A 26,289-nucleotide genomic window follows, 5' to 3' on the forward strand; every position below is an offset into this window, starting at 1 on the left:
TGCATCCATTCAATACTGTATTACATAGTTGAACGATGAAAAAGGCCACGGGATACGATTTCCCATGACTTGCGGAATTCATCATCTATATTTTCTTCTCTCCACTGCTTGGAAAAGGCAGGGTGATAAAAATAAGCCATAAGTCCAAAAACAGCATTTGCCACTAATGAGCTATCTTGATCATTGATTTCATGATTGTTTATCCCGCGTTGGATAATGATATCCAACTGATTAATTAACCGTTCTTCATGCTTTTGAATGACTGTAGTATTTTCTTGAATCAATGAAGTGTTTAGAGCGAACAGTTGCTCATTCTCGATAAGCTCCTTTTTTTTGAGCTGAAATAAACGGAAGAACCATTCATGCAGGAGAGCCGCTGCATTTCCGTCCTTCTTTGTAATTGCATCAAGTGTATCTGAATATTTTAACAACCATCTTTCTAGAATTGCGTCCCGCAGCGCTACCTTGCTGCGAAAATAAGAATAAAGTGCTGCATGGCTTACATTGAGGGATTTGGCAATACTAATAAGTGTTGTTCTATTCCAACCGTATTTAATAAGTTCTCTTTCCGCTGCATCCAGAATAACGTCCTTCGTTAATGCTTTTTCAGTCATTTCTCTCACCTTCCATTTGTTTCATTATTTAATGTGTGAATGTTTCGTATATAACCTCCTTCTAAGTAGATAATAGCTTAACACATTACCTTACAACTTACAAAATAATTTTTTTGTAAGTTGTGTTCATAACAACTTCTGAATAATGTGAACAGGACAAACAAATCAATTTAAAATTTACTATCCCTATGCAATCTGTATTGTTTGTGGCGAATACCGCTATTGACAGAAGCGCACACACATGTAATAGTAGAACAAATGGATATAAATACCGAATTCAAATGAAAGGGCGATGCACGATGAGGCGCGTTCATCATTGTCCAGGGGATGATAAATTCATAGGTCGCTCTTTTTCAATAAGGGGCTGTGTGGAAGCAGAAAACTTCCGCACAGCCTCTTTCTTTTGTTAAAGCAGGAAAGGAGAGGAATGTATTGGCTGTCAAACAATCACAGCAAGAAATGCAAACCGGGCCCATCACGCTAAAAGGAGATCAGCTGACACTTAATCAGCTTGCCGCCGTCGCCTACGATTACATCCCGGTCGTGCTTGGCACTGATGCTGTTCAACGAGTCAACCGTTGCCGTGGAATGGTGGAGGAACTCGTGAGGGCGGATAAAGTAGTATACGGGGTTACTACCGGATTCGGAAAATTTAGCGATGTCACGATTTCGGCGGAAGATTCGGCCGGGCTCCAAGCCAACTTAATCCGCAGTCATGCGTGTGCCGTGGGCCTGCCTTTGCCCGAAGCCACCGTACGTACCGTTATGCTTTTACGGGCGAATGCTTTGGTGAAAGGCTTTTCTGGCATTCGTCTGGAAACGCTTCAATTGCTGGTTGATTGTCTGAACCGGGGGGTTCACCCTGTCATCCCCGAGCAAGGATCGCTCGGCGCAAGCGGGGATCTGGCTCCGTTGTCGCACTTGGCGCTCGTTCTTATGGGTGAAGGGGAGGCTGTCTATAATGGGGAGCGAATGGCGGGACATGAAGCATTGACTCAAGCCGGTCTCAAGCCGGTCCAGCTGCAAGCGAAAGAAGGTCTGTCGCTCATCAATGGCACGCAAATTATGACCTCGATCGGCGCATTGACTTATGTGAGGGCGCAGCGGCTCGCCAAAACTGCGGATGCCATTGCCGCCCTCACGGTGGAATGCTTGCACGGAATTACAGATGCGTTCGCGGATGAGCTGCAGCGTGTCAGGCCTTATCCGGAGCAGATCGGCGTTGCAGCCAATCTGAGAAAGCTGCTCGATGGCAGCCAATTGACGACAAGACAAGGCGATATTCGTGTACAAGACGCCTATTCCTTGCGCTGCTTGCCTCAGGTTCATGGCGCGTCGCGCCAGGTGCTTGCCTATGTCGAGGATAAGCTTGACGTGGAGATGAACGCGGCAACCGATAATCCGCTCTTGTTCTTGGAAGAGGGAATCGTCATCTCGGGAGGGAATTTCCACGGACAGCCGCTGGCCTTCGCCATGGATTTCTTGAAAATCGGGATGAGCGAGCTTGCCAATATTTCAGAACGCCGTACGGAGCGGCTTGTCAACCCGGCCTTATCCGGCGGGCTTCCGGCATTTCTGAGCCATCAGCCGGGCATGGCGTCCGGATTGATGATTCCGCAATACGTGAGTGCCTCGCTCGTGTCCGAGAACAAGGTGCTGGCCCATCCGGCGAGCGTTGACTCGATTCCATCCTCCGCCAATCAGGAGGATCATGTATCGATGGGCACGACGGCTGCCCGCCATGCGGCTCAAGTCATTGACAATACGGCCAAGGTGCTGGCAATTGAACTGATCTGCGCGGCGGAAGCAGTGACTTTTCGAGGCGCAGAGAAGCTCGCTCCGTCAACACGCGCGCTGTACGAGAAGGTGCGCGAACTCGTGCCGCCAGTGGTAACGGATCGCTCCCTGGGCAAGGATATTGAAATCATCGCATCCATGCTCAGCAACGGGGACTTCCTTCGTGCGGTGGAGGAGGTATGCGGACCGTTATATTAAAGAAAGCCAAAGCATAAGCAGTCCATATCAAGCTTTTTACGGGAGTCACACTAAAAAGGAGGCATAACAAGATGAATGATGTGAAGCAAAGCATCCACGCGCCGCGGGGAAAAGAGTTGTCGTGCAAGGGCTGGGTTCAGGAAGCGGCCATGCGCATGCTGATGAATAATTTGGATCCGGACGTTGCCGAGCGGCCGGAAGAGCTGGTCGTCTACGGGGGAATTGGCAAGGCGGCACGCAACTGGCCGGCCTATGATGCGATTGTGCGTGAGCTGCAGCGGCTGGAGAACGATGAAACATTGCTCATACAATCCGGCAAGCCCGTCGGCGTATTCCGCACTCATGAACGGGCTCCCCGCGTGCTCTTGTCGAACTCCGTGCTCGTTCCGAATTGGGCCAATTGGGAGCATTTCCGTGAACTCGAACGCAAGGGATTGATGATGTATGGACAAATGACCGCCGGCAGCTGGATTTACATTGGAACTCAAGGCATTCTCCAAGGCACGTATGAAACGTTTGCCGAAGCTGCCCGCCAGCATGCCGGAGGCACGCTGCGAGGCACGCTGACGTTGACGGCCGGTCTAGGCGGCATGGGCGGAGCGCAGCCGCTTGCTGTAACAATGAACGATGGCGTCGTCATCACGGTTGAGGCGGATCGTTCACGTATCGAACGCCGTATTGAAACGCGCTACTGCGATGTTATGGCAGAATCACTCGATGAGGCATTGGAGCTTGCCCGGCAAGCATTGGATGAAAAGAAAGCGCTATCCGTCGGGTTGCTTGGCAATGCGGCCGATGTGTTCCCAGAGTTCGTGCGCCGCGGAATCAAGCCCGATTTCGTCACGGATCAGACCTCTGCCCACGATCCGCTCAATGGGTACATCCCGGACGGATACAGCACGGAAGAAGCGGCCGAGCTTCGTGTCCGCGATCCAAAACGTTATATCGAGCTATCGAAGGCGAGCATGGCTGTGCATGTGCAGGCAATGCTGGAGCTGCAGCAGATGGGTTCAATCGTGTTCGATTACGGCAACAACATCCGTCAAGTCGCATTCGATCAAGGCGTGGAAGATGCGTTTGCGTTTCCAGGATTCGTCCCAGCTTATATCCGTCCGCTCTTCTGCGAGGGCAAAGGACCGTTCCGCTGGGCGGCATTATCGGGGAACCCGGAGGATATCCGCAAGACAGACGAGCTCGTGCTTAAGCTGTTCCCGGATAATGATCATCTGCGCCGTTGGATTACGATGGCGCAAGAGCGCGTCGCTTTTCAAGGTCTGCCTGCACGCATATGCTGGCTCGGCTACGGGGAACGCGCGAAATTTGGCCTAGCCATCAACGAGATGGTCAAGACCGGCGAGTTGAGCGCCCCGATCGTCATCGGACGCGATCATCTCGATTGCGGCTCCGTCGCTTCCCCGAACCGCGAGACGGAAAGCATGAAGGACGGATCCGATGCGGTCGGCGATTGGGCGATTCTGAATGCGCTCATCAATACTTCGGCTGGCGCCTCCTGGGTATCGGTACATCATGGCGGCGGCGTCGGCATGGGGTATTCGCTGCATGCCGGCATGGTTGTCGTCGCCGATGGCACGGAAGCTGCGGCGGAACGTCTGCGCTGCGTTTTGACGACGGATCCGGGCATGGGAGTCATCCGCCATGCCGATGCGGGCTATGACGAAGCGATTGTGACCGCAGAGCAGCACGGGATTCGCGTGCCGATGCGCGAGCAACCTTAACATACATGCCACATTCAGAAAAGCAGTGAAGGAGGCTGGCTTCTTTGAAACAGATTGACTTGCTTCTTACGGGAATCGGATCTTTATATACGCCTGAAGGCACTCAGCCCCGCTATGGGGAAGAGATGGGGCGCATCCGCGAAACGACGGGTGCGGCAGTCGCGATTGAGCAAGGCCGAATCGCGCTAGTGGGAAAGGAAGATGAAGTGATTGCGGCTTTGGCGGGTATCCATATCGCCGAAACGATCGACGTTGGCGGGCGTATGGTGACACCCGGGCTGGTCGATCCGCATACCCATCTTGTTCATGCCGGCTCGCGCGAGCATGAGCTGGCGATGAAGCGTTCCGGTGTGCCATATTTGGACATATTGGCTCAGGGGGGCGGAATTCTGAGCACTGTGAAGTCTACGCGGACCGCGAGTGAACAAGAGCTGTATGACAAGGCCGGAAGAAGTCTTGATGAGATGCTGCTCCAAGGCGTGACGACAATCGAGGCCAAGAGCGGCTACGGCCTGTCGTTAGAAACGGAGCTCAAGCAGCTGCGCGTGTCGCGCCGGCTTCATGATACGCACCCGGTGGACGTCGTGTCTACCTTCATGGGCGCGCATGCCGTTCCGGAAGAATATAAGGGCCGGTCTGATGATTTTGTGGACTTGGTCATTCGCGACATGCTGCCTGCCGTTGCGGAAGAAGGGCTGGCGGAATTTTGCGACGTATTCTGCGAAGAAGGCGTATTCAATGTAGAGCAGTCGCGCCGCATCTTGGAGGAAGGCAAGCGTTTCGACTTGCAGCCCAAGATACATGCCGATGAAATTGTGCCGCTGGGCGGTTCCGATCTGGCCGGGGAAGTCGGAGCCGTCTCCGCCGAACACCTGCTCACCACGACCGATCAAGGGCTGGCCAGTCTGGCTGCAGGGAATGTCGTCCCGGTCTTGCTTCCGGGAACGTCATTCAATTTAGGCTTGTCCCATCACGCTCGTGCCCGTGACATGATTGACAAGTTCCGGCTGCCGGTGGCTCTGTCCACCGATTACAATCCCGGTTCATGCCCGACCGAGTCCATCCAGCTTATCATTATGCTGGCATCCTTGAATTTGAAGATGACACCCGAGGAAATATTGACCGCCTGCACATTGAATGCTGCCGCGGCGATTGGACGCGCGGGCGACATCGGTTCCATCGAACCGGGAAAGCGAGCGGACTTAACCATTTTCGATGCGCCGAATCTGGCTTACTTGCCGTATCATTTTGGCATCAATCACACATTCGGCGTCATCAAGAACGGTACGCCAGTCGCGTGGAACCGTACTTTGACGGAGAAAGGAGGGATTGCGCGATGATATCCCGCATCCCTTATCTCCGTTCACCGGAAGAAGCGGCATTTCGCGATCATATGGAGACGAAGGCCGCGCACTGGATCCGTCCGCGGGACGGGAGGAATGGATCCGTGGGATGCGCTAGACGCATTATACCGTCTTGGCACGCTGCCGCAAATCCAAGGATTGGATTTCGTCTGCATTGATCCCGCGGTTGATGTCCGCAATGTGACCTGAAGATTGGCCGTTCAATTCATGCTGAGCTTCCTGAGCGGAAGGGCGAACCGAAGGTGAATTCTACCGCTATTGAATCTGCAGCTGCCGGGATCTTCTCGGCAGCTTTTGTTGTGTTCGCACAACCTTCATTCGAATTCCGCACATGATCCTTACAAAAATGCCAGCTTCGTGAAAGGGAAATCCATCGCACTTTTTTGACCGATATGCGAAAATCAAATCATAATAAACCAGTTAACAAACCTAAATGAAGAGGTGATTTTAATGAAATCCAATCACGTGTTATCGTCTCTATGTTATTTCAGCATCCTATTTGCGCCGCTGCTGCTTCCCATAATCGTGCTTCTTATTGCAACAGACGAAGTAAAGGTTCACGCCAAAAAAGCGTTGTGGACGCATCTCATTCCGTGTTTATCAGTTGTCATCGGTCTAGCGCTGTCTGCTGGGGTCGGATTCGGTGTTCAGGATATAGCGGCGTTTAGCATCGGTTTATTATTAACGTATGCAGTTTTTATACTGACCGCAATTTATTATTTCTTCTGGAATCTCGTGAAAGGCGTGCGTGTACTGAACAGTGGCGCTATCGCAGGGTAATCGGTAGACATGCCGTGGCCTTGCGGAAGCCCATCGCAACAAATAACAGGAATTACAGCCATTCAGCCTCCAATAGCGGTTGGATGGTTTTTATTTTCTTTTGACTTCAAATCTAATTTAATGGTATATTTTATCGGCATTTGAATGCGATTGCAGATAGGAAAGGAATGTAGTGGAAGTGACAACAAGCGAAGACACAAAGCCGAAATTAATGCCGACTAAAATCTTGAAATGCAGAAATCCGGAGTGCAAGGCGTGGGTGAGGGACGAATTTGCAACTGCGGAGCAAAGCTGTCCGCTCTGCAACGGCCCCATGCTTAGAAGCATCAAGCATTTGCCTGCCGTCCAAAACAAGGTGAAGCCGCAGCCGCGCAAACGGAAATCTGAATTTTAATAAATAAAAGTACATAAACAGAACCGCAGCAGCCCGGGGGAGGGTACACGGTTCTGTTTTTTTATATCGGTGCCGATTATCTTTGTATCATCTGATCACGATTCGGTCCGACGGAAATCCGGCGAATCGGCACGCCAAGCTGGCGTTCCATATACAGCACGTAATCTTGGGCTTGCTGCGGCAAGGCGTCGAAGCGGCGTATGCCCGAAATATCGCACATCCATCCAGGCAAGGATGTCAAGACGGGTCTCGCCTCATCGATCCGGGCCGAGACAGGGAAATCAGCCGTGACGACCGAGTCTAGCTCATACGCTTCGCAGACCGGAATCTCCGGCAAATAACCAAGCACATCGAGGTTGGTCAATACGACTTCGGTAGCTCCCTGCACAGCGCAACCATATCTTGTAGCCACAACGTCGAACCATCCCATCCGTCTCGGACGTCCGGTCTTAACGCCGAATTCACCGGCGTCACCGCCACGCCGCCGCAATTCATCCGCCTCCCGCCCTCCGATTTCGGAGACGAACGGGCCGGCGCCAACGCAGCTGGAATATGCCTTAACGACGGCGACCACATGCCGTATCGCAGACGGAGGCAGTCCTGCTCCGACAGCAGCGAAGCCTGCCAGTGTCGAAGAAGAAGTGGAATGCGGGTATATCCCGTGGTCCGGGTCGCGCAGCGCGCCAAGCTGCCCTTCCAGCAAGATGGGTTCGCCGTTCTGCAATGCCGTCTGCAGCAAGACCGTCGAATTGCACAAGTACGGTTTTATTTTCTCCGCTTCTTCCACCAACTGCGGCACTAACGACTCTGCATCCAGTGTTGGTTTGTTATAGAGATGGGTCAACAAGATGTTCTTTGCTTCAAGGGAAGCTTGAATGCGTGCTTTCAACCGTGCTTCATCATACAAATCGGCAACCTGTATACCTAATTTTAAATATTTATCCGAGTAAAAGGGAGCGATGCCCGACTTGGTGGAACCGAATTTCCGCTCTGCCAACCGTTCTTCTTCCAGCTCGTCGAACAAACGGTGGTATGGCAGGACGACCTGCGCGCGATCGGATATGCGCAGATCTGGCTCTGGCACGCCTCTGGCGAGCAGAGCGTCGCGCTCCGACAATAGGGCAGTCATGTCAAGTGCCACTCCCGGTCCAATCACATTGACGACATTGGGGTGAAATACGCCAGACGGGAGCAAATGAAGCGCGAATTTTCCATAGCCGTTAATGATCGTATGTCCGGCATTGCTTCCTCCTTGATAACGAACGACATATTTCGATTCTGCTGCGAGCGCGTCCGTTACTTTCCCTTTGCCTTCATCGCCCCAATTCGCCCCGACAATCGCTGTTACTGTCATCCTAACGCCTCCATATCACCGATTTGGTGGTCTTTTTAATTGAAACCATTCCCTGTCTTCATTATAATAAAAACAATTAAATAAATATAATTAATAGCTTTTATATTTAATATAAAGGTGGTTTATGCAGTGGCGACAAATTTGGATTGGTATCGGGTGTTCTATGTGACAGCCAGACAGGGCAGCTTCTCCAAAGCGGCAGAAGCTCTGTTTATTACGCAGCCTGCCGTCAGCTATGCGATCAAGCAGCTGGAGACAGCGCTGGGCGGCAAGCTGTTCTCCCGGACACCGAGAGGGGTAACGTTAACGGCAGAAGGGGAGGTGCTGTTCAAGCACATCGAGCAAGCATATGGCTTCTTGGCAGCTGCGGAGCGGAAGGTGGCCGAAATGCATCAACTGCTCTGCGGCGAAGTTCGCATCGGGGCGGGCGACAGCCTATGCAAGCATTACTTGTTGCCTTATTTGGAGAGCTTTCATGCGGCTTTTCCCGATATTAAAATTCAAGTAACGAACCGGACCTCGCAAGAGACCGTTCAATTGCTGAAGGAGGGTAAGATCGATTTCGGCATCGTCAATTTGCCGATCGAGGACAAGCAAGCTCAAATTCGTGAAGCCGCCGTAATTCAGGACTGTTTCGTTGCCGGTGAAAAATATAAGCATGCTGCAAGGAAGCCGCTGTCTGTGCAAGAACTGAGTGAATATCCAATAATCCTGCTTGAACAAGGGAGCAGCTCGCGGAAGTTTATCGATCGCTGCGTTCAGCGTGCAGGCGTGACTATTCAACCGGAAATCGAATTGGGCAGCGTCGATTTATTGGTTCAATTCGCCAGGATTGGACTGGGGATTTCTTGCGTGGTGAAGGATTATATCCGTGATGAGCTGAGGCAGGGGATTCTATACGAGATTGTGCTCGAAGATCCGATTCCCCCGCGCAGCATCGGCATCATCACATCGAAAGAAATGCCGCTATCCGTGGCGGCCACTCAATTCCTCCAGCTGCTGCAAGCGTGAAAGAGCGAACATTACGCTGGAGACTGAATCCGCGCTCGTGTATTATGACGGAATGCCCTAGCGGCGGCCATCCACTGCCAAGGCATTCCTAACGGCGCAACCGGTTCATTCCGGCATGCTCGATATGAACGTTGACCTCGATAGAATCGAGCGAGTCGGGTTTCAGTTGCAGCAATGCTCCATTTTGCGCTCGTTTCCACATCTTGTTGCAATTCCGGTAGACATACTTCCGCAGCGAGTACACATCGGCCTTTTTACGAAGCCCCTGTTCCAATGTATGCCGCACTTCGTCACGTATTTCTTGCTTGGCAAGCGAGATGATTTCTGCTTCGCTCAAACTCCCCGTTACTTCCTCTATGTAGCCGTCGACATCTATTTTTAGCTTGAACTTGGGATCGAGACCCCGAATAGCAACGGAAAGGCTCGATTTGGGTTTGGTCATCGCAAGCACGGCTTCCGGCTTCTCTCCGCTGCCGATATTGATGGGGGTTCGTGTGATTTTATCGGATAGCCATCTTATGCCGTACATATGCTTTAGATTGAACCAGCTTCGAAAGATGCCGTCTTGAAGCGCATATACGCCGTTGATTTGATACTGGTCGACTTCCTTATCATTCTCCGTCCATTTCTTCTTATTGATCGACATACTCGGCAGCAGCAGTGTGGATCCCGGCTCATTCAATTCCACAACCATACGATAGAGCTGAACGGGTGGAATATAAGCTTGCTGCTTTAACACATCATTCGGAGCATGGAGTATGGATGCAACGGGGGATTCGTTGAAAGGAATCGGCAAGATAAATAAATCAGGGATAGATTCTTTCGTCCCAAAGACCCATGGCGTGTATCGAATTCCGGAAAACCGAAATACTGAATCGATCATCTTATTCACATCTTGTTGCAGCGCATGTTCGCTAAAAATGATCACCGCTGTATGATCCCATAAAATTTGCAACGAAGAAGTGGTATACAAGTCGTTAACGGCAGAATCGAGCGAGTAGCCTTCGCCGCGCCCGACCCACACCGGTGTTTTGCCTGTGCTCTTCATTCCTTCTTGCTTGGCAACGTTGGAGAAGTCTAGAGACTGGGTATACACGACATATTTACCATCCTTATAGTCGATACCTAGGGCGGCGATATAGTTGATGTCCTGCACACTTCTGATATCCCAGCAGCCTGCCAGCGAGAGTATTATCATGCAGCACGCGCCGAACAGGATGCATGCGTTGCGCATCCTCATGTCGAGTCATCTCCTTGCCGCGTATCATCGGTCGTATTCAGCATCGCCGGACGCCGTTTCAGCCATTTGACCGGAACACCGAACAGCGACTGGAGCATGTCTTTGAAAATAGGAGGCGACAACGGAGCAAGGTAGGGAATCCCGAAAGATTGCAATGTCGACAAATAAACAAGGATAGCCAGCATCATCAAGAAAAAACCATACATGCCGAGCACGGATGAACCAATGAGCACGAGCAGACGCAAGATGCTGACCGTGCCGCTTAACGTCTGATTGACAAGCGTAAAGGTGGCAACTGCAGTAACGGCTGCCACGACGAGCGTCGTAGGCGAGCTAAGTCCGGCACGAATAGAGGCATCCCCGACGATTAAGCCTCCAACGACGGCGATGGTCTGGCCAACCGCTTTCGGCAAGCGGATGCCTGCTTCGCGGAAGATTTCAAATAAGCCGAGCATCAGAATCATTTCCATGGGCGCGGACAATGGCAGCCCCAGACGGGAAGTCGTAACCGTCGCCAAGAGCGGGAATGGGAGTTGTTCCAGGCCAAATGCGATCAAGGCAATCCAGAAACCCGGCATAAAAATGGAAACGAACAGCCCGATGATGCGCAATATTCTTTGAAACGTCACAAAGAAATAAGGAAAATGGATATCCTCCGGCGATTTAAGCGTCAATACCAAATTGGCTGGACCGAGAAGCACCATTGGCGATCCATCGACTATGATGATGAAGCGGCCCCGCACAAGCGCTTGCACGACATAATCGGGACGTCCGATATAATCGAGAAGCGGGAACAAGGCATACTTCGAATCGCCCAGCGCTTCTCCAAGCTGGGAGCTGCTTACGACGGCGTCGGTATCGATCTGTCCGAGCCGTTGTCTGACTTCATTCAACATATCCGGATTCGCGATATCCGCTATATACAGCAATGACACCTTCGTCTGGCTGCGCAGCCCGATGGAATAGGACTCGCACTTCAACGAACGGGTCCGCATCCGCTTGCGTATGAGTGCCACATTCGTGGACAAGCTCTCCGTAAAGCCATCTTTCGGACCTTTTATTGAAATTTCCGTATTCGACTCTTCGGGGGAGCGATTCGGCGGGTCTGCAATATTGACCGAGTAGAACAGGTTGTCCCGTTCAAATCCGATGATGAGCTGACCCGAGAACAGGATTGCCTCAGCCGCCTGTATTCCTGCCGCTGGATCGAGCGGCTGCAGCGCAAGCGGATTGTTGCGGAGCAAGCTGTCCAAGGAATGCGCATCTTCCAGCAGCGCCTTCAATTGCGGAATGACATACTGGTTCAGCTGCTTAATGTCTGCCAGGCCATCGCAATAAATTAATGTAACTTTATAAAAATTGCTGCCGGGACCGAATAAATGGATCTCGCTCCGGATATCGCCGCATCCAGCCAGGCATGTCAATAAACGTTCGACCGTTAACGGCACCTGTTCTGCTTGCTCATTGAACGGGTTAGGAGTCGGAACAAGATTCTTGTTCATGTGCAGCCGCTCCTTTGGATTGTCGTTGATGGCTGGCGGCCAGAAGAGCAAGCAGCAATGACAGCAGAACAAGCCCAAAGGTTACGCCAGGAAAATAAAAGGAATGCAGCATTTCTACAAAACGAATGTCATCATTATCCGCAAGTATGGCTGCGCATAGAATGACCGCTGCCAACAGCCCGGCGCCGACTCGTTGGTGCGGGCCGCGCAGCGGCAATAAATCCAAAATAAGAAACAACTCCAACGAAATCCGGATAAACGAACCGGATAACCATTGATAAATGGAAAGAAAATCTACATGTTCGATATATTTTCCCGCCGTTACAATTCTCCATTGCTCGAAAGCGGGATAACGCATCGAGGACGCATTGACAGCCCCAAAGTTGGCGATTGAGTCCAGATAAGGGCCAATGGTTAATCCGGCCAAAATGACTGCCAACGCCGCCATGCCCCAGAAGCCAGGCTTCTTCGAAAGATGGGGCTGCAGCAAAATGACAACAATCAATTCCGCCATCCCGCCTCCGATAAGCACCAATCCGCGTATGACCGGGGCAATGCCATTCTCCAGCACCGGCAGAAGAAGTGAATAATCTTTGAATTGGAAATTTGCTCCCATCACGAAATAGCCTAGTACGATGACGACCGGAAGAAGGATTCCCGCGCAAATGGCGATAGCCTGAATGCCGGCAAGCGCGCTCGCTAGCGAAAGCAAGACCATTGTAGCGGTAATGACAACTGTCGGTGTGTTCGGCAGATAGGATATTTTCGTCCATGTAGACGTGTCCTTTAACGTGACAAACGCAGCCAGCAGCAAATATGCGACAAACAGCAGCGTGATAATCCACGCCGTTGCCGCTCCGCCTAATTTGTAAAGCCATGGGAACAGCGCGTCGCTTCCTTTCTTGCGTATAATCCAGATGAGAAGCGGGATCCAGCATAGGCTAAGAACCAACGCCAACAATACGCTTATCCAACCATCTTTATGCGTTTGCCGCAACAAAAGCGGAATGACAGTAACATGGTTCAACAGCCCCGTGGACATTACCAATATGAAACAGGTTTGCAGATAGGTAATGGAATGGCGTGGCGACATCATCTGTTCTCCTTCGTGCAGTTATTATGCTGCAGCTGCAGTATTGTGTTGACAACCATTAGTGTTAGTCGAATCCATGAAAATCATCCCATAAACAGCAAAAAGAAGGCAGCAACCTGCTGGTTGCTGCCTTCTCTTAATAAAATAGTAGGACCGGTGGGGCTCTGAATGGCGTTGCTTTACAGCCATGCATTGAATGCAACCACTATAATGATTGCTCCGCTTAAAACCGTGCTGAATTGCCCTACAGTGAAGGAGCCAATGCGGATGTTGGCCACCTTCTGCCCGATAATCGCACCCAGCCACAGTGTAATGAAGCTGCCAATTGCCGCCGTCAATGATATGGCGAGAGGGGATAACCCGATTAGTCCTGCACTGAGACCATTGGTCAGTGCGTTCGCGGACAGAGCGACACCCAGTATGGCGGCTTCAAGAAGATTAATATTGCCTGACTGGTCCAAATCTGCTTTTTCCGGATTGGAGATTAATCCTTCGATGCCGATATTCCCTGTCTTAGGAGCAGAAGCCCGCTTGCTCACGGGTACGGTCAGCAGCACGATGCGCACTCCGACGACCAGCAATATGAATGTTGCCAATAACGTGGGAAGAATGCCCGGAAGAATGGTTGAAATCCATTGACCGAATAAGATTCCTGACATACTGAACAAGAAGCAAATGGCTGCAATAAAGGAGTTCGAGAGTACGCCAATGCGAATTTTCCGAATTCCATACGATATGCCAACACCTAAATTGTCAATGCTCGATGCCGCCGCAAGCCCCAAAATCATTAGCCATGCCATGATTGAAGCACCTCCTTGTCGTTATGATTGTTGTGGGCATGAAGCAAAAGAAGCACCTCGTTCATCATCGTGTGGGTCGATTCGGCAAAGGATGGAGTCACGAATTTTTCTGGTTTGCGCTTCTTTTCTTGACTGCACACGCCCATGTGAAATTGCTGCTTGAATACCTCATCGATGTAATACACATTCCTGAAAACGTGAGCATCTTCGTCGCTTTCCCGATGATAATGCAGACATGACATGCAATAGTACATATTACCATCTCTCCTTCTGTATGTCATTACGCCGACCCTGTGGGTCTGACTGTTGAGGTATCTTATGTGCATCTGTTGAGAATGGTGCATCGGGGCAGAGATATGAATTGAGAAATCTTCAACATTGCGCTCCACGCCTGTCGACAAGGATGAAATGGGCGTAAGTCGCAGAAGATTGGTGAGCAGACGTTCCTCATTCGTGCATATACTGATAGCGAAGGCCGTGTTCCATATTTCACAGGAAAGGATTGAGATGACAATGCCGGACAATCAAGGAACAGAGGACTTGGGAATGCTGTTGAAAGATTCGTTGAAGAAACAATCCCTTTCCATGCGAAAATTAAGCGGGCTCACCAATATCGATACAGCAACGATTTCCAGAATTATCAACGGCAAGCAGCCTGCAAAGCTCGACCATTTGCGCCGATTCGCGGAGCACCTTCATCTCCCGATGGATAAATTGCTGGAAGCGGTAGGATTGAATAAAGGGACGCAGCATAAAGAACTGCGCGAAGAGATCAGTGATTCCGTGGCAACCATTCAGGAATTGCTGCATTCTATCCGGCTGTTGGATTATCAGGTGACGGCAGAGCACGTTCGCCAAGAACTGGCAAAATATGAGCAATATGCGCAAACGGAAGAGGGGAACCGCATCATTTTGGAATCTTTTCATAGCAAAGTGAAAGAAGTAAGCGGATGGGGGCCCTTCATCAATCAATTGCATTACATGTTCTCAAAATATTGCGACGAACGCGTAACTCCAGAAGATCGGTATATCTTGGGAAGCGCGCTCTTGTATTTTATTTTGTCGGCAGATATTATTCCGGACTATTTGTTCCCCATCGGCTATATCGATGATGTCATAGCTGTGCAGCTCGCCATGGAACGACTGTCTCCTTCTGACGATTCGATCGCTTGAGCGAGCAGAGGCAGCTTGCATTCCATCTTTTGTCACTGTTCGTTCAAACATCGTTCACCTTTCGTTCATATTGGAGCAATAACTGTGATTTCATTTATAGCTACAATAGATAGCGAGGAAGAACATTTTTCCAATATTGAACCGTTCGCGGCAATCGTGAACAAGGTGAATGAGTTGAGGGGGCATTAATGTGAATAAGAAATTTGCCATTGCGGCATCCACACTTCTTCTCGCCGTGGCTTTGGCGGCATGCGGCAGCTCGGGAAAAGATTCAGCGGCGCAAGGTGAAGGCGCGCCGGCCAACGCTTCTTCGGGCGATGTGCAAGCCGTCACGTTGAAAGCGACCAACTTTGAATTTGATCAGAAGGAAATCCGGGTAAAGAAAGGCCAGACGGTCAAGCTGACGCTTGAAAACAGCCAAGGGATGCATGGAGTGGAAATCCCTGATTTGAAAGTGAAGCTGGACTCGCCGGGGTCGACGGAGTTTGTAGCTGACAAAGAGGGAACATTTGAATTCAAATGCTCGATTATGTGCGGCGCCGGTCATAATGATATGGTCGGCAAGATCATCGTCGAGTAGGTTAGATTATAAGCAGCGCATGGTCCAATCAGTTCATGGGATCATGCGTTTTTCCTTTGCCGCGAATTCGTTCATGTTCGTCCGCATGAGCTTCGTATATAATGTTAACAGAGAGCGTTGCTATTTAAGAATGCAAATTGGAGAGGTGGATTGATGCTATGACATGGTTGAATGAACTCGTTGCGATGCGATGGCGTCAAGAAGGAGAGCGGTACGCCAAAGATGTCAACGAATTCGTGGGCAAAGGGTTGACCGAGGGCTGGGATGCAGTGGACGAGGTCGAGCTGCAGGGGGACGGCCGAAGCGAGCTGGCAGAACAAGTACTAGAGATGGTGGCCGCCGCGAATGAAGCGGGAGATATCGAACGGCTGCGCAGAGCGCTTCCCGCAGCTACGTTGCCGTTTATGGGAGCGTACAAAGATAGACTTAAGGCTGTGAAATCGATCTTTTTCATAGATGAAGATACATATGTCTTCCGGTCGGGCGCAACTTGGGAATCGGGCTGCGTACATGCCGTCAGTGCAGGGAAAATAAGAACGTTCGAGCATATTACGCTCGTCGGCCGTTCTCCTAATGGTGAAACGTATGCGCTCGTCGGCGAGGAAGGAATCCGCACCATGCGGGGATTACATAATGATTTGACAGGAGAGCTGCTGCATTCTTTTTCATGGGGTAACATATATGATTCTATTAAAAGCTTACGGCTCCCTATTAAGACATTGGCCGACTTGGAGGAGCCTCCGCATGAGCATCTGACGGAGATCATTCCGTTTGCCGATGGAAAGAAGCTTATTTTGGTATCCAATCTCGGAATCTATCTCGTTGCAGCTGGATCGGCGAAACTGCTTCACCCGTCTGCGGAAGAAATCGAGGATTGGGGTGCTGACGATGTCGGGGATATTTGGATTGATATGGTCCATGCCGCGCTGTCGCACGATGAGAAGCATATCGCGCTAGGGAGCCAAGGAAGCTCTCATCTGCTCTATGACGCGCAGGGCAATTTCAAGGCTGAGATCTATCCTGAGAGCAGCTATCCGCACTACTGTTTGTTTACCAGAGACGATGAGCGCGTACTCTTCAATTCTTGCCATTTTTACAATGGGATCACGTTGTCGGCTTCCATTCAAGAAGCCTGTGTCGCCAGCCCGCTGGAGGTCCGGGAAGACGATATCGTCGAGGACGGATCCCGTGTGTATGCCGCTGCTGTTCGCGGCGATGAGATCATTCTGGGCGACGCCAACGGTTATTTGAGAACGGTAAAGCTTGACGGATCGTTGTCGTGGCAGTATTTTTTGGGCGGCACGATATCTGGCATTACCGTCAGTCCTTCAGGGAATCGGTTAGCCGTCGGCACGTACGGGGGCATGCTCCATCTGCTGGATTTGGATATGGATGAACGAGATCCTTACGCCATAGGAACGGCGGCGCATTGGGAGCGGGAGCGATGGATCGTGTGGAAGGGACTGGAACAGCCCTTGCGATGGTAGCAACGCAATTGATCCTGTGTGTGCAAGCAGTAATCAAAGCTTGAATTTGTTCCTGTGGCAGTGCCACTGGAATGGAACTGCAGAAATTCATGATGGAGGTGCAGCTGGTGCAATTGGTCATCGTTCCGGTTGGAGGAAGCTGGGAAATGGAAGAGCTTCTTCCTTATGTAAGCGAAGAGCGGAAGAGCAGCGTTGCTCGGTTCAGACAAGAAATCGACGCCAGAAGAGCGCTGTTATCCGAATGTATCGTGCGCGCGTTAATCATGTCCCGGTACAGTTGTTCTAACGGACAGATTCAACTGGAGCGGCATGCCCACGGGAAGCCTTATGCGGCAAGCCATCCTGAGTTTCACTATAATGTCAGCCATTCGGGGGATTGGGTTGTATGCGCGGTGGCGGATCTTCCGCTGGGCGTAGATATCGAGCAAATCCGTCCCATTGAGTTGTCGATTGCGGAACGCTTCTTTGCCGCTTCTGAAACGGAGGCAATCCTGTCCTTGCGCGAACCGGAAAGACTGTCGATGTTTTATAAGATTTGGACATTGAAGGAAAGCTTCGTGAAGGCGGAGGGGACTGGGCTGAGCGTCCCCCTTGACAGCGTTGCATTCACCGTAGGCGGCATGGATGACATTCAAATGGCCGCACGTAATGAAGAATACCGTTACCGGTTCCGGATGTACGCTCCGGACCCGGATCATATGCTGGCCGTGTGCGCTAGCGGCTGCGAATTCCCGCATCAGCCTCGTGAGCTTGCAGTCTCGGCGATAACAGCCGTCCTTGGCGGAAGAGCCATCTCCATTTAAGATTCCAAGGTTTCGATTGACCTAATTACATGATCCATTAAGGAATCGATGTCATCGATATGGCTTTCATTTATTTTCTGGCGAAACTTCACTTGAATTCGGTAGGTCCCATTGTCGGCTGGCTCTGTTGTATTTGCTGCAACGCTGCAGGGAGCCAGCAGATAAGAGCGCTCATGGACAATATCCGCAGAATCTGCCCAGAGAGCGGTTAATCGTTCATGAATGCGATGGGAGTGAACCGCCTGCTCTCCGGGCAATTCGAAGACAAGCTGAAGCAATGCTCCGGGCTCTTCATCTACGATGCGGATGCCACGGAGCTCGCCGGCGAAATCAGGCAAGCCGCTCGAGATTTGCAGCTCGGCGATACAGCTGCCAGCCTGCGGCTTCATTCGCATCCGGAATATCCGGTTGTATCCGGCCAGATCAATAATATCCTCGCGCCCAACGATAATCATGTCAGCTTCTCTCTCCACATCATACAGCTTTCCTTCAAATACCACTTTCAAATTGTCGAATATCGTAGGGTCGAACATTGTTTAGCCTCCAGTCTCTTTTACCTTCAGTTTATTTACAGTCAATCTTAGTACAAGGCGCCTCATCAGTAAAGAAATGAGCTGAACACTTGGCATTGCGTGAGCATCTATGAGAAAATGAAACAAAAAATGGATTAGGGGTGCTTCATTTTGAAAACGATAGGCCTTATCGGCGGCATGAGCTGGGAGTCATCTTTACTTTATTATCAAATTATTAATCAGAACATTAAGGCAAGGTTAGGCGGGCATCATTCTGCAAAAAGTTTGATGTACTCTCTAGATTTTGAAGAGATCAAATCCCTCCAGCAGTTAGGCAACTGGGATGACGCTGCAAAAATGATGATTGAGGCAGCGCAAAAGCTTGAAGCTGGCGGAGCCGATTGTATCGTCATCTGCACGAATACGATGCACAAGATGGCAAGCGAAGTAGAAGAATCGGCATCTATTCCTTTACTGCATATCGCTGATGCAACGGCGAATGAAATGGTAAAAGACGGAATCAAAAAAGTAGCTTTGCTGGGAACCGCGTATACGATGGAACAAAATTTTTATAAAGGGAGACTTATTGACAAGTTTGGGCTGGATATCATGGTTCCTAACGAAGCAGAGCGCAGGATTGTGCACGAGATCATCTACCAAGAGCTGTGTCTTGGAATCATCAATGAAGAGTCTAAACAATCCTATGTAAAAATTATAAACAACCTTATTCAACAAGGTGCCGAAGGCGTAATTCTTGGATGTACTGAAATAGGGCTGCTCATTTCACAGCATAATTGCAGTATTCCCGTTTATGATACAACGAGACTGCATGCGCAATGTGCCGTTGATTTTGCGCTAAGCGAGGGCTAAGCAATCATGAAGGATGCGTAATCGCCATTTAGTACCCGCTTGTCCGCTATAAAATGAGCGCGTGAGTAATTTCGTAAAAGCTGTGTTATAGTGTATGCAGGTATCTTTATATATATAAAAAGGGAGAGATGGCTGTGTCGCTTCGCATCGGAAAATTAAGCTATTGGCACGTGCATGCTTGGGACTACACAAAACAGGCTCAAGAACACCCTGAGACGTTAATAAGCGCGGTCTGGGACGAAAATCCGGAACGCGGACAGGAGGCGGCAGGGAAACTGAGCGTTCCTTTTTATGCATCGCTTGATGACATTTTGGCAAGTGATATCGATGCCGTCATCGTGGATACGCCGACACGCATGCACCGGGATGTGATAATCGCGGCAGCTAACGCCGGCAAACATATTTTCACCGAGAAAGTGCTTGCGCCCACGTGGACAGAAGTCAATGAAATATTGGAAGCGGTAGAGAAGAACGGCGTAAAGCTAACGGTATCGCTGCCACGGTTGAATGATGGTTATACGTTGACGATTCAGCAAATATTGGCACAGCAGCTGCTCGGAAAAGTAACGCTGGTGCGTGTGCGCTTATCCCATAACGGCGCGATTGCCGGGTGGCTGCCTGAACATTTTTATAGCTTGGAGGACTGTGCAGGCGGAGCATTGATTGACCTTGGCTGCCATCCGATGTACTTGACGAGGTTGTTCCTCGGAGAAGAGCCCGTAGGCGTTGCGTCTCAATATGGCTATGTTACTGGAAAAGCGGTGGAAGATAACGCCGTATCGCTGTTGTCGACGAATTCCGGTGCCATGGGCATCGTTGAAGCGGGCTTCGTAAATTCTCATTCGCCGTTTACAGTGGAAGTGCATGGAACGGAAGGCACGCTGCTGTACGGAACCCCGGAAGCGAAGCTGTTGGTGCGGACCAACCGCCAAGGAGCCGAGCTTGCGCAAGAATGGCAAGAACAGCCGTTATTGTCTAATCGGGAGAGCGCTTTCCATCAATGGGTCGGTCATATTCAAAATAATACGAAGGCAGAGGATAATATCCGAATGGCGGTGGAATTGACCAAATTAATGGAAGCCTCCAACCGATCGGTTGCAGAACGCCGCGCCATTCGTCTGGAGGAGCTCGAACGCTAGCCGCCTCGCCCTGCGATATAGGCTGCCCAACCCTTGCGCACTATCGCGTGCGGGAATAGAAATCCAAGCAATAGCAAAGCTCTGCTATATTTCATGCGAAATAGGGCAGAGCTTTTTTAGTTAATATGGTTCGTTTCATTATGAGAGAGAAGTTGTCTGAGATAAGCGCGTCAGCAACGCTTCAACATCCGAACAGCAGCAGACATACGATGATTAAAAGCAGGAAAAGGACGAGAATGATATCCCTATAGTTCAAAGCGAAATGCGTTCCTCTGTATCCTGCGCAAGCGTTCGCCATGTATGCCGAACCCCTTTCATATTACCGTAATGATTCATTGTATGAATAAGGGCAACCTGTATGATTGGACATATATGCAATCATATCTTTGATATGGAAGTAGGGCAGGGGGAAATGCATCATAAAATACTCGAAATCAATTTCTTACATAACTAGTATTATGTAAACTTAAGCGCTAGATAAGTAGTCTCCGGGAAATGGGCTCGGCAATTCAAAGGGATCATGAAGCGGGTTTTATTTGAGCAGCAAAGGAGTAAATATTGCGATGGCAGTCCAGATTCCTTTCCTGGACTGCCATGTTTGACTTGCGGTAGTTAGGGGAGCTTGCGTTCCTCTCGGTCTTCAGGTTCATCGCTGCCGGTTCCAATATTGACCGCTCCTTGCAGCACGAAGGCAATGAGGGAGATGCCGATGATAGCCAGAAGACGGATAGGCCCGTCCGATACGGAGGCTATCAAGATGCCCAGCACAATGGCTGCGCCCAACAGGATGGCGATGCGTGTATATGTAACCTTATTCAGAAACGAACACAATTCGCTCTCCCCGCTTTCGCTGCTTTATAATACATGATACGTTATTCCTTGCCGAAAGGCTGCAAAAAACCGTTGTTGTATACATGTCCAGCTACTTGCGAAGGTGGATGTTGCGAATTCGATGATCGGTGTCCTTGCTCAGAATGAGCTTGGCGCGCCCTTTGGTCGGCAAAATGTTCTTGTTCAAGTTTACCTGATTGATGTCTCGCCATATGGTTCTCGCTCTGTTAATGGCCTCTTTTTTCGTCAATGCGGCATAACGGTGAAAGTAAGACGTTGGATCACGAAAAGCCGTATCACGCAGCAGCAGAAAACGCTCAACATACCACTTCTCCAAATCTAGGTCCTGCGCTTCCACATAAATGGAAAAGTCGAAAAAGTCACTGACGAATACGCTTGCTTCCCTGCTGACCTGCAGGACGTTGATGCCCTCGAGGATGAGAATGTCGGGTCTCTCGACCTTTATAGTCTCATCCGGAACGATATCATACGACAAATGAGAGTAGACCGGAGCATGCACTTCGGCTTGTCCCGCCTTGACATCAGTCAGAAATTGAATGAGCCGCTTCGTATCATAGCTTTGGGGAAAGCCCTTCCTGTTCATGATTCCCTTGGCTTCAAGTATCCGGTTCGGATACAAAAAGCCGTCAGTCGTCACAATTTCCACTTGGGGATGTTCTTCGTATTGGGACAACAATGCCTGCAGCAGCCTTGCTGTCGTGCTCTTGCCTGCGGCAACGCTGCCTGCGATACCAATAATGTACGGAACCTTGTCCGCCTTTTTACGCAAAAAAGAAGCGGTTGTCGCTCTCAATTGCTGTGCTGCCGCCACTTGAAGGTTAATCAGCTTCGTTAAGGGAAGATAGATGTCTTCAACCTCATCCATAGATATGCGCTCATTAATGCCTTTCAAGGACTCGAATCGTTCAGGAGAGATAACCAGACGAGATTGATCGTATAGACTGGACCAGTCTTCCCGCTCGATCGTTATGTAAGGACTGAAGATATGCATACTATACCTCTCAATTGGAGTAATTTGTTCGGTATGACTGAATGAATATTGACTCAATAATAATGACCCTAATATGAAACAATTGTCAAGGTATTCCGTTAGCTGTTCACAATTATCCAAGCTGGCATGCAACCAACTCGGCTCAAAAGGATAAACCGTTGCAAGCGGAAAATAGGTAAGAGAACCTTTTCAGTGCAAAAAGTGATTTTATGCAGACGCGCCTGTACGCTTGATGGCGAAAGCATTGGACTTGACGATGGATGTGCAGGACAAAAACGGCCAACTCGTTGTCGGTTTGGTCAAATTATAAGCGAGTATAACAGAGGCCTTTCTCTGGGCACAGTGCAATGTAATTCCAGAGCAAAGGCCTTGATATGTATAGAGTGAGTGAATTCTTGTAAATTGTCCGAAATTACAGTTTACTTTCCTGAAATAGCAGTTACAATATAAGTGAGTAATCACTCATTTTCGGAAGAGGAGGACTTTTAAAACCATGGATTCGACTATAAGAGTCAAGCAAATCAGCAAGCGCTATTCAAAAAAAGAGGTTCTCGACAATGTCGATTTGACGGTGAGAGCGGGGGAGATCTATGGCCTTATCGGGCCGTCGGGCGCAGGGAAAACGACGCTCGTAAAACTCATCGTAGGCATGGACTCTGCCTCCAAAGGGGCAGTCGAAGTACTGGACGTGCCCATTCCCAACTTGAACGTGCTGCAGAAGATGGGGTATATGGCGCAATCAGATGCTTTATACCCGGAATTGACCGGGGAAGAGAATTTGTCTTTTTTTGCTTCACTGTTCAAGCTAAAAAAAGACGATCGGACAAAACGAATTGCCTATGCGGCCGAATTGGTGCAGCTGACGCCGCATTTGTCCAAAAAGGTTAGAGCGTATTCGGGCGGGATGAAGCGCAGGCTGTCTCTCGCCATCGCCTTGGTGCATGATCCGCAAGTTCTCGTGCTGGACGAACCGACAGTAGGCATCGACCCGGAGTTGAGGCTATCCATATGGGAGGAGTTATACCGGTTGAAACAAGAGGGGAAGACGATATTGGTCACCACGCATGTGATGGATGAAGCGGAGAGATGTGATCGTCTCGCGATGGTGCGGGACGGGAAGCTGTTGACGCATGGTACGCCATCCGAGTTAAAAAGCCATTTCGGCATCAGCAGCTTGGAAGAAGTATTCATCAAGGCGGGAGGAAGCACATATGAGAACCATGGCACTAGTCAAACGTATTAGTGAGCAAATGCTGCGCGACAAACGGACGCTTGCGTTGATGATGGCGGCCCCCTTAATCATCTTAACGCTCGTGCATTTTCTTTTTACCGGAGATTCGGCCGCCAGCTTGAAACTGGGATTGGTCAGCGCCGATCATTCATTGGTTCAACAATTGAAGGAGAAGGATATCGCAATCATTGAATACGATCATATTGAAGATGCAAAGCAGACGATAGCCGCAGATGAACTGGATGGATTGCTGCAAATCGAGAGAGAACATGTCAGCCTGACGCTGAAAAATGAGGATCCATCCAAGACGAAAGCCCTGCAAATGCAAGTCCAACAAACGTTAGCTTCCAAGGCAGCCAAGGAACAGGCGGCTAAGATTGGCACAAGCTTGCATGGAGCAACGAACAGGCCCTCAGCGGGTGCCTCCGAAGCGAGCGCGCCTCAGATCGATACCGCATACGTGTACGGCAATGCGGATACTTCGTTTTTCGATGTGTTGAGCCCTATTTTGGTCGGCTTTTTCGTCTTCTTCTTTGTCTTTCTCATCTCGGGAATAGCCCTGCTGCGGGAACGGACGACAGGCACGCTGGATAGGCTGATGTCCACGCCAATACGGCGGGGTGAAATCGTGGCGGGTTACTTGCTCGGATACGGCTTGTTCGCTGTGCTTCAGACGCTTATTGTTGTTTTTTATTCGGTCAAAGTATTGGGTATCGTGCTTGTCGGCTCCATCTGGAGCGTCATTGTCATCAATTTGCTGCTTGCCCTGGTCGCTTTATCATTAGGCATATTGTTGTCCGCGTTTGCGAATTCGGAATTCCAGATGGTGCAGTTCATACCGGTTGTCGTTATTCCGCAAGTATTTTTCGCGGGTATTTTTCCGGTAGAGGGGATGGCGGACTGGCTGCAAATCATCGCCAGATTCATGCCGATGTATTATGGCGGAGAGGCTCTGCAAGCCGTTATGTATAAAGGGCTGGGATTAAGTGATATTAGCAGTGATTTGATTGTGCTCTGCGGTATTTCACTATTTTTCATCGTTCTGAATGTGTTTGCTTTGCGTAAGTACCGTAAGATTTGAGCGTGGCAATCAGTCAGTGGCGCCGCTTCCACGCTGGAACGGCGCCTTCAATTCAAGAAACCGCCACGCGGCATCTCCGTGGCGGTCCGATTGTGCGGTTATTTATGGCGCCAAAGCTTTCATTATAAACGTAATGGTTGCCTCGCGCTCCAACCTGTCGTCCCAGCCCGAATCATCCCGCATGCCAAAGGTCGCCCGAGTCAAAATATATCCCGCGATAATGGAGACGGTGAGGCGTATGATTGTTCCTGTCGGGAGATTGACTAATTTCCCTTCAGCCTGGAATTTGCGAATGACAGCCTCCACGCGCTCTTTAACTTGCGACACAATTACTTTCTGCAGCTGCGCATGCAGTTCAGGGTGAAAGGGGAGCTCTTGCATTACGATTTTGAACAGGCTCACATTTTTTTGTAAAAATTCAATGCGGTTCTCTATCAGCGCCCGGAGAAACTGCTCAAAGCTGTCATATGGTGAATCCAGCACATCCCGGAACTCGCGTAGCAGGAATGGAGTAATGAGCTGTACTAAGGATGGATCTACGATAGACAGCAGCAAGTCTTTTTTTGTTTTATAATGACGAAAAATAGTTCCTTCCGCAACACCTGCACGTTGCGCGATTTCGCTAGTGGAGGACGCGGCATATCCTTTTTCTGCGAACACTTCGATAGCTGCTCGCAAAATTCGGGCTTGCTTCTCCGTCATTTTGCCGCCGGAAGAACCGGCTGACAGCAATTCTTCTACCCACGGCTCGACCGTCTCCGTCATTTCTGGCAACTCCTTACTGTAATGAATCCGTGCACACTTCCGTAATCTTACCATAATCCGATAGGATTGTTAACTTGAGCGGAGAGGTCTGCAATTCTCAATCGCCGTGCCGCCATTGTTATTTGAAGCCTTTATCGGCATAATCGGCGCAAGCAGCTGCAATATGTCCAGAGGAGTTCGCATCTTGTAACGGATATGTCCGGATATGTCCGTCTTGCAGCCCCAGGAGGCCAAGGCAAAATCGATGCCCGCTCCGCGAGCAGCTTCCATATCGTATCTTGTATCGCCAATGTAGATGGCTTCCGCCGGATCCAATTCGTACTTTTCTATAAAGGCCAGCAGTGGTTCCGGATGAGGCTTGTGGCGCAGCGTATCATCGGCGCATATGACATGCGGAACATAGGTGCTTAATCCGAACGGCACAAAGTCGTCGATCAATTCCTGCCGGGTCTTCGAGGTCACGATTCCTGTCGGAATGGTTAACTCATGCAGCGTTTTGAGCACATGTTCGATACCTGGAAATACGTTCATCAGATGTGAGTATTCCTGCAAATATTGATTCCACTTTGCGTCCACTTTGTCAATCTCTTTCACTTCAAGCTTCATCAGCGCGTCACGGCCGGGAATACCGAGTATGAAATGCAGCTGTCCGTCTTCATACACCTCTCCCAGTTCTTCATATAACACTTGCTTCAATGACGCGATAAGCGCTTGTTCCGTGTCAATCAGGGTACCGTCAACATCGAATATGATGCAATTATACAATTGTTCATCCTCCTGTTCCGCAGACTTTCTTTGCGCAAGATAAGTGTCTCGCTGGCTTTGTCTCATTATATTTGCTAGCATTGAATTTGTATAACGAATATATCGCATGGTAACAATCGATTTATTCGATTATAAAGAAAAGGTTAAGGGGGTGAGC

26 protein-coding genes are annotated in these 26,289 nt (G+C 50.0%); 14 read left to right on the top strand and 12 right to left on the bottom strand.

Going from position 1 to position 26,289, the window contains the following annotated elements:
- Window positions 1-20: 20 nt before the first annotated feature.
- Window positions 21-614, bottom strand: a complete 594-nt coding sequence (locus JSQ80_RS24685; protein ID WP_206097111.1) for a TetR/AcrR family transcriptional regulator — start codon at window positions 612-614, stop codon at window positions 21-23.
- 459 nt (window positions 615-1,073) lie between these two features.
- Here JSQ80_RS24685 and hutH point away from each other — a divergent pair, with 459 nt between their 5' ends.
- The 5 genes from hutH to JSQ80_RS24710 all read left to right on the top strand — a co-directional run bounded on the left by hutH (window position 1,074) and on the right by JSQ80_RS24710 (window position 6,883).
- Window positions 1,074-2,609 carry a histidine ammonia-lyase gene (gene hutH, locus JSQ80_RS24690; RefSeq protein WP_418888909.1) on the top strand — a complete coding sequence of 512 codons (1,536 nt, stop codon included), beginning with the start codon at window positions 1,074-1,076 and terminating at the stop codon, window positions 2,607-2,609.
- A 71-nt stretch (window positions 2,610-2,680) separates the two neighbouring features.
- Entirely contained in the window at window positions 2,681-4,345 is a 1,665-nt protein-coding gene (hutU, locus tag JSQ80_RS24695) for a urocanate hydratase (RefSeq protein WP_206097113.1), read from the top strand.
- 44 nt (window positions 4,346-4,389) lie between these two features.
- Complete coding sequence (gene hutI / locus JSQ80_RS24700; protein WP_206097114.1) at window positions 4,390-5,685, top strand: imidazolonepropionase; 1,296 nt, start codon at window positions 4,390-4,392, stop codon at window positions 5,683-5,685.
- 474 nt (window positions 5,686-6,159) lie between these two features.
- The gene (locus JSQ80_RS24705; RefSeq protein ID WP_206097115.1) at window positions 6,160-6,489 is read left to right on the top strand and encodes a magnetosome magnetite crystal formation protein family; all 330 of its coding nucleotides are present in this window, start codon (window positions 6,160-6,162) and stop codon (window positions 6,487-6,489) included.
- A 172-nt stretch (window positions 6,490-6,661) separates the two neighbouring features.
- Complete coding sequence (locus JSQ80_RS24710; RefSeq protein WP_336245817.1) at window positions 6,662-6,883, top strand: cold-inducible protein YdjO-related protein; 222 nt, start codon at window positions 6,662-6,664, stop codon at window positions 6,881-6,883.
- 76 nt (window positions 6,884-6,959) lie between these two features.
- On the opposite strand, the gene JSQ80_RS24715 is transcribed toward JSQ80_RS24710, so the two are convergent.
- The gene (locus tag JSQ80_RS24715) at window positions 6,960-8,237 is read right to left on the bottom strand and encodes an adenylosuccinate synthase (protein ID WP_206097116.1); all 1,278 of its coding nucleotides are present in this window, start codon (window positions 8,235-8,237) and stop codon (window positions 6,960-6,962) included.
- A 129-nt stretch (window positions 8,238-8,366) separates the two neighbouring features.
- Here JSQ80_RS24715 and JSQ80_RS24720 point away from each other — a divergent pair, with 129 nt between their 5' ends.
- Complete coding sequence (locus JSQ80_RS24720) at window positions 8,367-9,248, top strand: LysR substrate-binding domain-containing protein (RefSeq protein WP_206097117.1); 882 nt, start codon at window positions 8,367-8,369, stop codon at window positions 9,246-9,248.
- Window positions 9,249-9,336: 88 nt separating this feature from the next.
- Here JSQ80_RS24720 and JSQ80_RS24725 read toward each other — a convergent pair whose 3' ends face one another.
- The 5 genes from JSQ80_RS24725 to JSQ80_RS24745 form a co-directional block, all read right to left on the bottom strand.
- Window positions 9,337-10,488 carry a Ger(x)C family spore germination protein gene (locus JSQ80_RS24725; RefSeq protein ID WP_206097118.1) on the bottom strand — a complete coding sequence of 384 codons (1,152 nt, stop codon included), beginning with the start codon at window positions 10,486-10,488 and terminating at the stop codon, window positions 9,337-9,339.
- Window positions 10,485-11,990, bottom strand: coding sequence for a spore germination protein (locus tag JSQ80_RS24730; RefSeq protein ID WP_206097119.1), 1,506 nt, complete (start codon window positions 11,988-11,990; stop codon window positions 10,485-10,487). The genes JSQ80_RS24725 and JSQ80_RS24730 overlap by 4 nt, the downstream gene beginning before the upstream one ends.
- Window positions 11,962-13,086, bottom strand: coding sequence for an endospore germination permease (locus tag JSQ80_RS24735; protein ID WP_336245818.1), 1,125 nt, complete (start codon window positions 13,084-13,086; stop codon window positions 11,962-11,964). The genes JSQ80_RS24730 and JSQ80_RS24735 overlap by 29 nt, the downstream gene beginning before the upstream one ends.
- A gap of 176 nt (window positions 13,087-13,262) precedes the next feature.
- A complete protein-coding gene (ytaF, locus tag JSQ80_RS24740; protein WP_206097120.1) occupies window positions 13,263-13,883 on the bottom strand; it encodes a sporulation membrane protein YtaF in 621 nt (206 codons plus the stop codon).
- Window positions 13,871-14,137 (bottom strand): DUF3973 domain-containing protein, encoded by a 267-nt coding sequence (locus JSQ80_RS24745; protein WP_206097121.1) that lies wholly within the window; start codon window positions 14,135-14,137, stop codon window positions 13,871-13,873. Before JSQ80_RS24745 ends, ytaF begins: the two co-directional genes overlap by 13 nt.
- Before the next feature lie 259 nt (window positions 14,138-14,396).
- On the opposite strand from JSQ80_RS24745, the gene JSQ80_RS24750 reads away from it, so the two are divergent.
- The 4 genes from JSQ80_RS24750 to JSQ80_RS24765 all read left to right on the top strand — a co-directional run bounded on the left by JSQ80_RS24750 (window position 14,397) and on the right by JSQ80_RS24765 (window position 17,926).
- Entirely contained in the window at window positions 14,397-15,056 is a 660-nt protein-coding gene (locus JSQ80_RS24750) for a DUF1232 domain-containing protein (protein ID WP_206097741.1), read from the top strand.
- A 190-nt stretch (window positions 15,057-15,246) separates the two neighbouring features.
- Window positions 15,247-15,636, top strand: a complete 390-nt coding sequence (locus tag JSQ80_RS24755; RefSeq protein WP_206097122.1) for a cupredoxin domain-containing protein — start codon at window positions 15,247-15,249, stop codon at window positions 15,634-15,636.
- A gap of 158 nt (window positions 15,637-15,794) precedes the next feature.
- Window positions 15,795-17,123, top strand: a complete 1,329-nt coding sequence (locus JSQ80_RS24760; RefSeq protein ID WP_206097123.1) for a WD40 repeat domain-containing protein — start codon at window positions 15,795-15,797, stop codon at window positions 17,121-17,123.
- 71 nt (window positions 17,124-17,194) lie between these two features.
- A complete protein-coding gene (locus JSQ80_RS24765) occupies window positions 17,195-17,926 on the top strand; it encodes a 4'-phosphopantetheinyl transferase family protein (protein ID WP_206097124.1) in 732 nt (243 codons plus the stop codon).
- Here the strand turns inward: JSQ80_RS24765 and JSQ80_RS24770 are convergent.
- Window positions 17,923-18,459, bottom strand: a complete 537-nt coding sequence (locus JSQ80_RS24770) for a hypothetical protein (protein ID WP_206097125.1) — start codon at window positions 18,457-18,459, stop codon at window positions 17,923-17,925. The two genes, JSQ80_RS24765 and JSQ80_RS24770, sit on opposite strands and share 4 nt — an antisense overlap.
- Before the next feature lie 150 nt (window positions 18,460-18,609).
- Here JSQ80_RS24770 and JSQ80_RS24775 point away from each other — a divergent pair, with 150 nt between their 5' ends.
- A complete protein-coding gene (locus tag JSQ80_RS24775) occupies window positions 18,610-19,308 on the top strand; it encodes an aspartate/glutamate racemase family protein (RefSeq protein WP_206097126.1) in 699 nt (232 codons plus the stop codon).
- Between the two features lie 128 nt (window positions 19,309-19,436).
- Entirely contained in the window at window positions 19,437-20,447 is a 1,011-nt protein-coding gene (locus tag JSQ80_RS24780) for a Gfo/Idh/MocA family protein (protein ID WP_206097127.1), read from the top strand.
- Window positions 20,448-21,059: 612 nt separating this feature from the next.
- Here JSQ80_RS24780 and JSQ80_RS24785 read toward each other — a convergent pair.
- Complete coding sequence (locus JSQ80_RS24785) at window positions 21,060-21,278, bottom strand: hypothetical protein (protein WP_240463800.1); 219 nt, start codon at window positions 21,276-21,278, stop codon at window positions 21,060-21,062.
- A gap of 91 nt (window positions 21,279-21,369) precedes the next feature.
- A complete protein-coding gene (coaA, locus tag JSQ80_RS24790) occupies window positions 21,370-22,290 on the bottom strand; it encodes a type I pantothenate kinase (protein WP_206097128.1) in 921 nt (306 codons plus the stop codon).
- A gap of 493 nt (window positions 22,291-22,783) precedes the next feature.
- Here coaA and JSQ80_RS24795 point away from each other — a divergent pair, with 493 nt between their 5' ends.
- Window positions 22,784-23,533, top strand: coding sequence for an ABC transporter ATP-binding protein (locus JSQ80_RS24795; protein ID WP_206097129.1), 750 nt, complete (start codon window positions 22,784-22,786; stop codon window positions 23,531-23,533).
- A complete protein-coding gene (locus JSQ80_RS24800) occupies window positions 23,502-24,602 on the top strand; it encodes an ABC transporter permease (protein WP_206097130.1) in 1,101 nt (366 codons plus the stop codon). The genes JSQ80_RS24795 and JSQ80_RS24800 overlap by 32 nt, the downstream gene beginning before the upstream one ends.
- Window positions 24,603-24,704: 102 nt before the next feature.
- Here the strand turns inward: JSQ80_RS24800 and JSQ80_RS24805 are convergent, their stop codons facing one another.
- A complete protein-coding gene (locus tag JSQ80_RS24805) occupies window positions 24,705-25,367 on the bottom strand; it encodes a TetR/AcrR family transcriptional regulator (RefSeq protein WP_206097131.1) in 663 nt (220 codons plus the stop codon).
- Between the two features lie 69 nt (window positions 25,368-25,436).
- Window positions 25,437-26,132 (bottom strand): HAD family hydrolase, encoded by a 696-nt coding sequence (locus JSQ80_RS24810; RefSeq protein ID WP_206097132.1) that lies wholly within the window; start codon window positions 26,130-26,132, stop codon window positions 25,437-25,439.
- Window positions 26,133-26,289: the final 157 nt, after the last annotated feature.

The sequence above is a fragment of the Paenibacillus apiarius genome (genome assembly GCF_017052585.1).
Lineage (GTDB): Bacteria > Bacillota > Bacilli > Paenibacillales > Paenibacillaceae > Paenibacillus_B > Paenibacillus_B apiarius.